Source organism: Micromonospora sp. RV43, from assembly GCF_001029515.1.
GTDB lineage: Bacteria > Actinomycetota > Actinomycetes > Mycobacteriales > Micromonosporaceae > Micromonospora > Micromonospora aurantiaca.
In genome coordinates this window covers 1-11668 of record NZ_LEKG01000213.1, presented here as the reverse complement: position 1 = coordinate 11668, position 11668 = coordinate 1, and the positions used below count along the sequence as shown (strand labels likewise).

Below are 11668 nucleotides of genomic sequence, written 5' to 3'. Positions count from 1 at the left end.
CTCCCCGCCCACCCCCACGGCGTTGATCAAGGAGTTTGTGTCCAAATCCAGCCCTGCTGAAGACACAAACTCCTTGATCACCGCTTCTGGACCGGATGCGCCCGAGATCTTGGTACGAAATGGCCCCCATAGGGGCGCTTTCCTTCCAAGATCTACGGCGGCTCCCGGGATACGGGAAGCGCATCCCGCCTGCCGAGCGAGCAGGGCTGATCAGGCGAGCTGGGCACACCGCCCCGCCTCGGCGATCTTGCAGTTTGTGCCCGGGTGAACGGGACATTCTGGGCACCGCTCTGGCCGAAAGTGCAAGATCGCGGGTGAAGGGCGGGTGTGCGCCTGCTGGTGAGCGGCGGGGAGGTGCTCGCCGTGCGCTGAGGCGGGGAGGTGCTCGCCGTGCGCTGAGGCGGGGAGGTGCTCGCCGTGCGCTGAGGCTTGGGCACGAGGGGGTGAGCTGCCCTGCCGCGACCCGGGCGCGGTGCACACGCTCACGTGCGGCGCGAACCGGGCGCGGTGCACACGCTCACGTGCGGGGCGATCCGGGCACCATGTGCTGACGGAAGCGCCGGCGGTGTGCAGAGGAGGCGGACCGCCGGGGGCGCGCCGAGCGGCGGTTCGGACGGCGAGTGGCGGGACGGTGGGATCGATCGCGGGCATGGCTGAACGCGGGCTCTCCCCCGCGCCCGGCGACCAGCAGCAAGACGCCCCGGCGGCGCTTGCCGGCCTGTTACGGAGGCGCCGCCGGCTTCCCGCCCCGGGTCAGGGGCGGGACGCGGTCAGCGGTGGCCCTCCGGGCGCTGCCGCCAGCGGTCCTCCATCCGGTCGAGGAAGGAGCCCCGGCGACCACCACCACTGCGGCCACGGGGACGACGCCGGCTCGTTGTGCCGCCGACCACGTGCAGGTCGGGCGACTGGGATCGGCGGTGCGACTGCACCGCGTAGCCCAACGAGCCCAGCATGACGACGAAACCCGCCACGGCCACCGCGGGAATCTTGATCACGGCACCGTAGATCAACAGGGCCAGACCAGCGACGACCACGCCGGCAGCGACGAGCACGCGACGCCGCGCGTGGAAACGCGGGTCGCTGGCGCGCACGGCCGAGGCGAACTTGGGATCCTCGGCAAGCGACCGCTCGATCTGCTCGAACAGCCGCTGCTCGTGCTCCGAGAGCGGCACGGCACTCCTCCCCGGTCACGTTGGTCGGCCCGGGCGGGCCGACAGACCGTGGCAGCCAACCGGCTGCTTACCCGCAAGTCTACGAGGGCCCCCGCGCGTCGGAAAGCGGGACGACCTACGGCCGGGTCGGTTTTTCGACTTGTCGTGTATCACGACGGCCGAGAAGACTGGCCGGACCTATGACGGACCGCCCGAATCGGGCAGCCGCCGCATCGGCCGCCGCCTCCGCCTCGCGCCAGCCGCGCTCGGGCGCACCCAGGGTGAGCTGCTGAGGGGTCTCCCCGGCGGGGGCGAGACCTTCCATCCGGACCCCGACCAGCCGAACCGGCTCGCCCGGGGCGAGCGCGCCCCACAGCGCCCAGGCCGTGTCGAACATCTCCCGGGCGGTGTCGGTGGGCACGGCGAGCGTGCGGGAGCGGCTGATCGTCCGGAAGTCGGCGAAACGGACCTTGAGCGACACGGTACGGCCCACCTGCCCGGCCGCCCGCAGCCGAGCGCCGGCCTTGTCGGCGAGCGCGAGCAGGGACCGCCGGATCTCGTCCGGGTCGCTCACGTCGGTGTCGAACGTGACCTCCGCGCCGATCGACTTCTCCACCTGCTCGGGCGTGACCCCGCGCGGGTCACGCCCCCAGGCCAGCTCGTGCAGGTGGGCGGCGGACGCCTCGCCCACCGCCCGGCGCAGCAGGCCGGCCGGTGCCTCGGCGAGGTCGCGTACGGTGCGCAGACCGAGGCGGCGCAGCGCGTCCGCGGACCGCTCCCCCACGCCCCACAGCGCGGACACCGGCAGCGGGTGCAGGAACTCCAGCACTTGCGCGGCCGGGACCACGAGCAGGCCGTCGGGCTTGGCCCGGGTGGAGCCGAGCTTCGCCACGAACTTGCTCGGCCCCACGCCCACCGAACAGGTCAGCCGCTGTTCCTCGGCGACCCGGCGGCGGATCAGCGCGGCGATGTCGGCGGGCCGGCCGAACAGCCGTCGGGCGCCCGCCACGTCGAGGAACGCCTCGTCCAGAGACAGCGGCTCGACCAGCGGCGTGACGTCCCGGAAGATCCGCATGACCGCCCGCGACGCCTCGGTGTAGGCGGTGAAGTCGGGCGGGAGGTAGACCGCGCCGGGGCAGAGCGCCCGGGCGCGGGCGGTGGGCATCGCGCTGCGGACGCCGTACCGCCGGGCCTCGTAGCTGGCGGAGCTGACCACGCCGCGCGGGCCGACGCCGCCCACCACCACCGGCCGGCCGCGCAGCTCGGGGCGGCGGCGCACCTCCACGGAGGCGTAGAACGCGTCCATGTCGACGTGCAGGATGGTGCAGCCGGTGTCGTCGGCGTCCGGCCCGAAGCGGGGGTCACCGCCTCGGGGCAACGACTGGCTGCGGCCCATGCCAGCAGGCTAGCCCGCCGGTCCGACAACCCCACCGCCCGCCGACCCCGCACGAGGCGGGGCCGACCCGGACCCGCGGCTACCAGCGCACCAGCACGGACGAACCGGGATCAGCCCCGGACCACCAGCAGCGGGACCGTCATCTCGGCGGCGGTGTCCGCGCCATGGTACGCCACCAGCCGCGACGCCATCGGCGGTTCGGAGCGGGTGGCGACCACCGCGTACGTGTCCCGGCAGACCACCACCACGTCGCCGATCCGGGTCAGGTGTGCCTCGGGCACCGGCCCGAACCAGCCGGTCGCCACCGCCTCGGCCCGGGTCAGCACCTGCGCGGCCGGGCCCAGCACCTCGGTCCAGGCGGCCACCACGTCGGCCTCGGCGCCCGGCTCGACGTGCAGGTAGCGGACCCGGGGCTCACCGGCGACCACCCGTACCCCGCCGCGCAGCCGGGGGTCGGTGTCCAGGTCGATCCGGTGCCCGGCGGGCACGTCGAGCTGGCCGTGGTCGGCGGTGACCAGCAGCGCGGCGTCCGGCGGCAGCCCGTCGACGAGCCGGGCCAGTAGTACGTCCACCTCGGCGGCGGCGGTCCGCCAGGGCGCGGAGTCGACGCCGCTGAGGTGCCCGTGCCGGTCCAGGTCGGGGTGGTAGCCGGAGACCAGTGCGGGACCGTCCCCGGCGGCCAGCGCCGCCAGCATCCGGGCGGCGAGCGCGTCGACGCCTGCCGCACCCCGGTAGTCGCCGCCCCGGTTGGCGGCGAGCGTCAGGCCGCTGCCGGCGAACTCGGGACGGCTGACCACAGTCACCGCGACCCCGGCGGCGCGCGCCCGCTGGTACCAGGTGGGCACCGGCTGCCAGCTCGCCGGGTCCGGGTCGCCGGTCCAGTCGACGTGGTTGAGCACCCGATCGGTGCCGGGCACCCGGACCGTGAAGCCGAGCACCCCGTGCGCGCCCGAACGGGTGCCGGTGCCGAGGCTGACCAGGCTGGTCGGGGTGGTGGACGGGAAGCCGGTGGTGAGCGGCCGGCCGACGGTGGCGGCGAGGCCGGCGAGCGTCGGGGCGTACGGGGCGGCGGTGGGGATCTGGTACCAGCCGAGGCCGTCGACGAGCAGCACCGCGATCCGGCGTACCCCGGCCAGGCGCGGGGCCAGGCCGAGCCGGTCGGTCGCGCCCGGTACGCCGAGCAGCGCCAGCGCGCTGGGCAGCACGTCGATCAGGCTGCCGCCGTCGTAGCGCGGCGCCACCGGGTCGAGCGGACCGGGCGTCGGACCGGGCGTCGGACCGGGCGTCGGATCGGGAGCCGGACCGGTCATGCCGGGCGGCGGGCGAACAGGTGCAACTGGGCGGCGAGATCCCGGTACGGGGACCGGGCGGCGAGGGCACGCTCCAGCTCCACCAGTGCGGCCTGCTGGCCGTCGGCCACCGCGGCCGGGAGCAGGTCGGCGAGCACCCGTACCCCGTGGATCTCCTCCACGACGAGGCCGGCGGCGGTGAGCAGCGCGCTCGCGTCGGCGGCGTCGTAGCGGCGGCGCAGCGTGTCCCGGCCGCCGGTGGTGCCGTGCGGGTCGGCGGCGAGCGCGGCGGCGGCGTCCAGTTGCCCGTTCATCGCCCGGCCGAACACGGCGGCGGCCCGGCCGGCGACCAGCACACTCGCCGCACCATCCGGGCGCAACGCGGTGACCAGCGCGGACATCACCGGTTCCGGGTCGTCGACCACCTCGAGGACGGAGTGGCAGAGCACCAGGTCCACGGTGGCCGGCTCGACGAGTCCGGTGAGCGCGTCGGCGTCGCCCTGCGTCGCGCGTACCCGATCGGCGACCCCGGCCTCGGCGGCCCGGCGGGTCAGCGCGGCGAGCGCGTCGGGGCTGGCGTCGACCACTGTGACCCGGTGACCGGCCTCGGCGAGCGGGACGGCGAAGCCGCCGGTCCCGCCGCCGACGTCGAGCACGGAGAGTCGTTCGCCGGCCCGCCGGTCCAGCTCGGCCCGGAGCACCGACCAGATGGCGGCGGTGCGGGGGGTGAGGGTTCGGATCTGCTCCACGCGCCGAGCCTAGTCACCCCCGGCCCGGGTTCAGGACTCGCCGCCGCCGGCGGGGTCGTCCTCGGCGCGGGAACGCTGGTGGTTGGCCACCGGGCCGTCGGTCACCTGGTATTCCCGCGGCTCGGCCTCGTGGGTGGGCGCCCAGTCGGCACCGAGGCGGGTCCGTCGGGCGTTCGCCACGCCACCGGCGTTCGTGCGGTGAAAGGTCATCGGTTCATCCCCCATACCCCGGGTGGGCCACTCTGCCCACCCGCGTCGGGAGTCTCCCGCCTCCGGCTCGGAGAAACCGTAATGTGGATCACTCCATCAACGGAAATCCCTGGATGCCGGTGTGACGGGGGGCTCGATCGCGTCCAGCCGGTCCGCGGTGAGGTTCGTGACGCCCTCGTGCCGCTGCAGCCGGCCCCGCACCACAAGTGCTCCGCTGGTGCGGGCGACTCGACGGTATCTCTGCCACAACCCCGGGGAGCAAGTGACATTGAGCATCCCGGTCTCGTCCTCCAGGTTGAGGAACGTGACGCCGCCGGCGGTCGCCGGGCGCTGCCGGTGGGTGACGATCCCGCCGACCCGGATCCGCTGTCCGGGTGGCACCTGGCCGAGGCGGGCGATCGGCACCGCGCCCAGTTCGTCGAGGCGGTCCCGGATGAACCGGGCCGGGTGGCTCTCCGGGGACAGGCCGGTGGCCCAGACGTCGGCGACCAGGCGGTCCACCGCGGCCATGCCGGGCAGGGTGGGCGGGTCCGCGCCGGTCACCGTGCCGGGCAGCCGGCCGGGCCGGTCCTGAGCCGCCGCGCCGGCGGCCCAGAGGGCCTGCCGCCGGGTCAGCCCGAAACAGGCGAACGCGTCGGCGGTGGCCAGCGCCTCCAGCTGCGCGGCGGTGAGACCGACGCGGCGGGCCAGGTCCGGCATGTCCCGGTACGGCCCGTGCGCGGCGCGTTCCGCCTCGATCCGCTCGGCCACGTCCTCGCCGAGGGTACGGACGCTGCCCAGCCCGAGCCGTACCGCCGGGCCGCCCAGTCCCCAGGCGTGCGGCGGCTCGCCCGGCACGCTTCCCCACCGGGTCTCCGGGGTGGACTCCAGCACCGCCTTGGCGCCGCTGGCGTTGATGTCCGGCCGGCGTACCTCGACGCCGTGCCGGCGGGCGTCGTCGGCGAGCGTCTGCGGCGAGTAGAAGCCCATCGGCTGGGCGTTCAGCAGCGCGGCCAGGAACGGGCCGGGGTGGTAGCGCTTGAGCCACGAGCTGGCGTACACCAGGTAGGCGAAGCTCATCGCGTGGCTCTCCGGGAAGCCGTAGCTGGCGAACGCGGTGAGCTTGCGGTAGACGTCGTCGGCCAGTTCGCCGGTGATGCCCCGCTCGGCCATCCCGGCGTAGAGCCGGTCGGCGATCTGCGCCATCCGCTCCACCGACCGCTTCGCCCCCATGGCCCGGCGCAACTGGTCGGCGCCGGCCGCGTCGAACCCGGCCAGGTCGATGGCGAGCTGCATGAGCTGCTCCTGGAACAGCGGTACGCCGAGCGTCTTCTCCAGCGCGTTGCGCATCAGCGGGTGCGCGTACGTGACCGGTTCCTGGCCGTTCTTGCGCCTGATGTACGGGTGCACCGACCCGCCCTGGATCGGGCCGGGCCGGATCAGCGCCACCTCCACCACGAGGTCGTAGAACTCGCGCGGCTTGAGCCGGGGCAGCGTGGCCATCTGGGCGCGGCTCTCCACCTGGAACACGCCCACCGAGTCGGCCCGGCAGAGCATGTCGTAGACCTCGGGGTCGTCCAGCGTCATGTCGCCCAGGTCGAGGCGGGAACCGATCAGGTCGTAGCCGTAGTGCAGCGCCGAGAGCATGCCGAGACCGAGCAGGTCGAACTTGACCAGGCCCACGGCGGCGCAGTCGTCCTTGTCCCACTGGAGCACGCTGCGGCCGGGCATCCGGCCCCACTCCACCGGGCACACCTCGATCACCGGCCGGTCGCAGATCACCATGCCGCCGGAGTGGATGCCCAGGTGCCGGGGGAACGTCTGCAGCTCGTTGGCGTACGCGACCACCTGCTCGGGGATGTCCGCCACGTCGACCGCGGCGACCGAGCCCCACCTGTCGATCTGCTTGCTCCAGGCGTCCTGCTGGCCGGGTGAGAAGCCGAACGCCTTCGCCACGTCCCGCACCGCCGACCGGGGCCGGTACGAGATGACGTTGGCGACCTGGGCGGTGTGTTCCCGGCCGTAGCGGGCGTAGACGTGCTGGATCACCTCCTCCCGGCGGTCGGACTCGATGTCCACGTCGATGTCGGGCGGGCCGTCGCGTTCCGGGGCGAGGAAGCGTTCGAACAGCAGCCGGTGCCGGACCGCGTCCACGTTGGTGATGCGCAGCGCGTAGCAGACCGCCGAGTTGGCCGCCGAGCCCCGGCCCTGGCAGTAGATGTCCTGCGCGCGGCAGAACGCGACGATGTCGTAGACCACCAGGAAGTAGCCGGGGAAACCGAGGTCTTCGATCATCCGCAGCTCGTGTTCGAGCTGCGCGTACGCCTCCGGGTGCGCCTCGGGCGGGCCGTAGCGCTCGCGGGCGCCGTCCATGGTCAGCCGGCGCAGCCAGCTCATCTCGGTGTGCCCGGGCGGCACCGGGTACGCCGGCAGCCTCGGCGCCACGAGCTGAAGGTCGAAGGCGAGTTCCGCGCCGTACTCGGCGGCCCGCGCCACAGCGCCCGGGTACGCGGCGAACCGCGCCGCCATCTCCGCGCCGCTGCGCAGGTGGGCGGTGGCCGCGGCGGGCAGCCAGCCGTCGATCTCGTCGAGGCTGCGCCGGGCCCGGACCGCCGCCACGGTGGTGGCCAGCCGACGCCGTCCCGGGGTGGCGTAGTGCACGTTGTTCGTGGCGACGGTGGGCAGCCCGGCCGCGGCGGCCAGGTCGGCGAGCGCGTCGTTGCGGTCGGCGTCGACCGGATGGCCGTGGTCGGTCAGCTCCACCGCCACCGTCTCCGCGCCGAACAGCGCGGTGAGCCGGTCCAGTTCCCGGGCCGCCGCGTCGACGCCCTCGGTGAGCAGCGCCGTGGGCACGTGCCCCTTGCGGCAGCCGGTGAGCACCAGCACGTGGTCGCGCAGCTCGGCGGCGAGTTCCTCCAGCTCGCCGTAGACCGGGCGGCCCTTCTCCCCGCCGCGCAGCTGGGCCCGGGAGATGGTGGCGGCCAGGCGCGCGTACCCCTCGTGGCCGTGCGCGAGCACCAGCAGGTGCCGGCCGAGCGGGTCGGGTTCGCCGTTCTGCGGGCCGGGCAGCCCGAGGGACAGCTCCGCGCCGAAGATCGTCGGCAGCCGCAGCGCGCGGGCCGCCTCGGCGAAGCGCACCACGCCGTAGAAGCCGTCGTGGTCGGTGACGGCGAGCGCGGTGAGCCCGAGCCGGGCCGCCTCCTCGGCCAGTTCCTCCGGGTGGCTGGCCCCGTCGAGGAAGCTGAAGTTGGAGTGCGCGTGCAGCTCCGCGTAGGGCACCACGCCGTCCGGGCGGGCCAGTTCCGGCGGCCGGTATTCCTGGCGCTTGCGGCTCCAGGCCGGTGAGTCGCCGCCGTCGGCGTCGACAGCGAGCGGGTCGACCACGTGCAGGTGCCGCTCGCCCCCGGCCCGGCCGGAGAGCACCTGCTCCAGCTTCGACCAGGGCATCTTCGGGTTGTGGAAGCTCACCCCGCGCTCCCCCGGCGCTCAGTCATAGATCGCCTCCACCAGCCACATCCCGCCCTCGACCGCGAGCAGCAGGGCGGCGCCGTCGGCCAGGCTCACCTGGAACCGGGCCCGGCGGCGCGCCTCGGCCGGCGCCCACCAGCGTTCGTCCACCGGCCACGGGCCGGCCCACCCGGTGATCTCGGCCGGGCGGCCGTCGCCGACTGTGAGCCGGGCCGGCGCCGCGCTGACCGCCAGCCGGGCGCTCACCACGACCGGCTCCCCGGCGGCGTCGCGCACGTCGGCCGGCAACGGGGTGGGCAGCACCACGGCCGGCGACGGTGGCGGAATCCGCCCCGGCCACGGCGGCTCGGCCACCGCCCGGCCCCGGCCGGCCCGTCGCCTGGCACCACCCCCAGCCGGTACGACGACCGAGGCGGACGCGGCACCCGGAGCGGCCCCGACGCCCGGGACGAGCGACGCGGCCGGGGACGGCGACGCGGCCGGGACCGGAGCCCGGGACGGCGACGCTGCGGCGGGTGGCAGGGGTGGCGGGCCGGGACGTGCGGGCGCCCGCTCGTCGCCCCACGGGACCAGGCGCACCTGGTCGGCCGGGGACCGCCCGCCGCCGAGCACGGCGGTGACCACCGCCTCGGGGCCGAGGATGCCCTGCACCCGGCTCAGCGCCCGGTGCGCCCGCTCCCGCTCCTCACCGGTCTCCCCCCACAGCCCGGGTTGCAGGCCCGCCTGGGCGAGCACCCCGTCCGGCACCAGTCGCAACCGGACGATCCCGGCGGTGGGCCGGGCCGGACGCGTCCCGCCCCGGCCGTTGCTGCCGGAGAGCCAGCCGTCGAGCTGCCAGCGGACCCGGTCGGCGATGGCCGCGGCGGTGAGCAGGCCGTCGTGCCGCCAGACCCGGTGCAGTTCCTGGCCGTGCGCGGTGACCGCCTCGATGCCGAGGCGGGTGCAGGCCAGCCCGTACCCGGCCAGCCGCTCGTGCAGCCGCTCGGCGAGCATGCGGGCGGCGAACGCGGCGGCGTCGACCCGGTCGACCGGCTCGTCGTAGTCGGCGGTGACGGTCAGGTCGGCGGGCGGCTGCCGGACCGCCAGCGGGCGGTCGTCCCGGCCACCGGCGAGCCGGTGCGCCAGCGCCCCGTCGAAACCGAACCGGGCCAGCACGTCCCCGGCCGGCAGCGCCGCGAACTCGCCGAGGGTGCGGACGCCGAGCCGGCGCAGCAGGTCGGCCAGCGCGGGCCGGCCGAGCGCCTCGACCGGCCGGGCGGCCAGGAACTCGCGGGTGCCGCCGGGGGTCACGATCCGGCCCTCCCGGGCGGCCAGCCCGGCCGCGAACACCCCGTCGGCGATGCCGGCCTGGCTCTCCACCGCGCAGCTCTGCGCGACGTGCTCCACGATCCGCTCGGCCGCCGCCTCCTCACCGCCGAGGTAGCGGCTCGGCCCCCGGGCCGCCGTGGCGCAGGCGCCGGGCCGGATCACCTCGACGCCGGCGACCACCTCCTCCACGGCGGCCACCACCGGCTCGAACGCCCGCACGTCCCGGCCGGGGTCGTGGTCGACCACCGTGAGGTGCGGGCAGCGCCCCTGCGCCTCGCGGCGGCGCAGCCCGCGCCGGATCCCCTCGGCGCGGGCCCGCTCGGAGCAGGCGATCACCCGGTTGGCGTGCAGCACCACGACCGGGTCGGTGGCGGGCACCCCGTCGACGATCTCGGCGGCGAGGACCGGCCAGTCCGGGCACCAGAGCAGCAGCGTCCGCTGCGGTTCGCCGCTCATGCCGGACCGGCCGCGGCGAGCGCACGGGCGGGTGGGGCGACCACGCGCAGCCGGCGCGACGGCGCGGCGGACGGGACGCCGAGCCCGGCCGAGCGGGGGATCACCCGGGTCAGCTCGTCGCCGGGCAGCCACACCTTGATCTCCTTGGGACGGGCGGCGGCGCCCCGGCCCCGGGCCGAGACGGTCACCTCGCGGCGGCGCAGCCGCCCGCGACCGGCGCCGAGCCCCTGCCAGACGCCCCGGACCACCTGGAGTGTGACGTCCGCGCCGTCCCACCGCCCGTACGGGACGAGCACGCTTCCGCGCTGCCGGGCGCGGGCGGCCAGCCGGGTGGCGACCGAGGCGGAGACGGTGGCCGGCACGGCGGTGACCACCACGTCGACCCCGTCGATGAGCGCGGCGACCACCGTGGGCCACTCCGGGCCGGGGTCGGGCACCAGGGCCAGCCGGTCCAGGGCGATGCCCGCCTCAGCCGCGGCGCCCGCCCCGAATGTGGGTACGCCCACCACCGCGCACCACGAGCCGGCCCGGGACGCCTCGGCGAGCAGCGCGAGGATCAGCGAGGTGGCGCCGCTGCGCCGGGGCTGGCCGGCGCCGACCGCCACGGTGCTGCCACGCCGCAGACCGCGGTTGGGCAGCAGCCCGGTCAGCTCGGCCCGGACGGGCAGCACCCGGTGACCGCCGGCCGGGTCGGGCGCGCTCGCCGGACGGACCAGATCGGCCAGGGCGGCGGAACCGACCACCATGCGGCCCGCCATCGGACCAACCCCCCGTCGTGTTTCGCCACGGGCCTCGCCCGTGGATGGTGCTGTGGATCGTGTCGTGCGCGGCACGCGTGTGCCGTGGGTGCGGCGCCCGGCCACCCGGGGTCCCGCCGGTGGTGGCCGGGCGCCGCGAATCAGGCGGCGGCTGCTCCGGGGCGGGGCGGTGAGTCGGAGGCGCCGAGCCGCAGCGGGCGGGGCAGGCCGTCGAGTGCCGGCTGGTGCGCCAGGCCGAGGGCGGTCTCCACCACCGTCACGAACTCCTCGGCGGCGCGCAGCAGGTCGTCGGCCTCCCGGGCGGTGACCACGCGGGGGATGCCGGCCTCGGCGGCGGCCCGCTTGCTCGCGCCGGCGGCGAAGTAGGCGGCCCACTCGTCCAGCTCGGGGGCGACGGTGGCGAGCAGCACCCAGACGCTGGTGATCCGGTGCCGGCGGGTGGGCGCGGGACGGGCCCGGGCGGCGAGCACGGCGGCGTTCGTGGAGCCGTCTACCGCGACGGTGGCGACGGGGACGCCGGGGGGCATCTGCACCGTGGAGAGCAGGGAGTCGAAGCCCCCCAGCGCGCCGGCGGCTATCGGGACCCCGATAACCGGCAGCGTCGTGCGTCCGGCCACGGCACCGGCAAGGTGGGCGGCCATGCCGGAAGCACAGATCAGGACCTTCAGGCCCCGGTCCTTGGCGGTCCCGGCGTACTCGGCGACGGACTCGGGGCTCTCGTGAACCGAGCGTGTCTCAATCTCGTACTCGACGCCGAGCTCTTCGAGGCGGGCGGTGCATTTATCCATCACCTCCCGGTCGGAGTCGCTGCCGACCAGTATGCCTACTTGCGGGCCCGAGTTGGCCAATTAAAAGTCCTCCAACTCCATCGCTTCCAGTGCTATGTCGGTACGGTACTGCATGC

At 75.6% G+C, this 11668-nt stretch carries 9 protein-coding genes; all 9 read right to left on the bottom strand.

The window, feature by feature from the left end; translation table 11 throughout:
- Positions 1 to 770: 770 nt before the first annotated feature.
- Positions 771 to 1172 (bottom strand): DUF3040 domain-containing protein, encoded by a 402-nt coding sequence (locus ABD52_RS33270; RefSeq protein WP_013287618.1) that lies wholly within the window; start codon positions 1170 to 1172, stop codon positions 771 to 773.
- 115 nt (positions 1173 to 1287) lie between these two features.
- Positions 1288 to 2547, bottom strand: coding sequence for a DNA polymerase IV (locus tag ABD52_RS33265; RefSeq protein ID WP_047894347.1), 1260 nt, complete (start codon positions 2545 to 2547; stop codon positions 1288 to 1290).
- A gap of 110 nt (positions 2548 to 2657) precedes the next feature.
- Positions 2658 to 3857: an alkaline phosphatase family protein gene (locus ABD52_RS33260; protein ID WP_047894346.1), complete on the bottom strand. Its 1200-nt coding sequence runs from the start codon at positions 3855 to 3857 to the stop codon at positions 2658 to 2660.
- A complete protein-coding gene (locus ABD52_RS33255; RefSeq protein ID WP_047894345.1) occupies positions 3854 to 4585 on the bottom strand; it encodes a methyltransferase domain-containing protein in 732 nt (243 codons plus the stop codon). The genes ABD52_RS33260 and ABD52_RS33255 overlap by 4 nt, the downstream gene beginning before the upstream one ends.
- Before the next feature lie 30 nt (positions 4586 to 4615).
- Positions 4616 to 4795 (bottom strand): hypothetical protein, encoded by a 180-nt coding sequence (locus ABD52_RS33250; RefSeq protein ID WP_013287622.1) that lies wholly within the window; start codon positions 4793 to 4795, stop codon positions 4616 to 4618.
- Between the two features lie 96 nt (positions 4796 to 4891).
- Positions 4892 to 8242 (bottom strand): error-prone DNA polymerase, encoded by a 3351-nt coding sequence (locus ABD52_RS33245; RefSeq protein WP_047894344.1) that lies wholly within the window; start codon positions 8240 to 8242, stop codon positions 4892 to 4894.
- 18 nt (positions 8243 to 8260) lie between these two features.
- Positions 8261 to 10006: a DNA polymerase Y family protein gene (locus ABD52_RS33240; RefSeq protein WP_047894343.1), complete on the bottom strand. Its 1746-nt coding sequence runs from the start codon at positions 10004 to 10006 to the stop codon at positions 8261 to 8263.
- The gene (locus ABD52_RS33235) at positions 10003 to 10764 is read right to left on the bottom strand and encodes a hypothetical protein (RefSeq protein ID WP_047894342.1); all 762 of its coding nucleotides are present in this window, start codon (positions 10762 to 10764) and stop codon (positions 10003 to 10005) included. The genes ABD52_RS33240 and ABD52_RS33235 overlap by 4 nt, the downstream gene beginning before the upstream one ends.
- Before the next feature lie 140 nt (positions 10765 to 10904).
- Positions 10905 to 11612, bottom strand: coding sequence for an AIR carboxylase family protein (locus ABD52_RS41510; RefSeq protein ID WP_255352894.1), 708 nt, complete (start codon positions 11610 to 11612; stop codon positions 10905 to 10907).
- Positions 11613 to 11668 lie beyond the last annotated feature (56 nt).

Excerpts from the sequence above, each read along its gene's own strand:
- ABD52_RS33265 (WP_047894347.1), bottom strand. The coding sequence starts at position 2,547 with ATGGGCCGCAGCCAGTCGTTGCCCCGAGGCGGTGACCCCCGCTTCGGG.
- ABD52_RS33260 (WP_047894346.1), bottom strand. The coding sequence starts at position 3,857 with ATGACCGGTCCGGCTCCCGATCCGACGCCCGGTCCGACGCCCGGTCCG.
- ABD52_RS33235 (WP_047894342.1), bottom strand. The coding sequence starts at position 10,764 with ATGGCGGGCCGCATGGTGGTCGGTTCCGCCGCCCTGGCCGATCTGGTC.
- ABD52_RS33250 (WP_013287622.1), bottom strand. The coding sequence starts at position 4,795 with ATGACCTTTCACCGCACGAACGCCGGTGGCGTGGCGAACGCCCGACGG.
- ABD52_RS33240 (WP_047894343.1), bottom strand. The coding sequence starts at position 10,006 with ATGAGCGGCGAACCGCAGCGGACGCTGCTGCTCTGGTGCCCGGACTGG.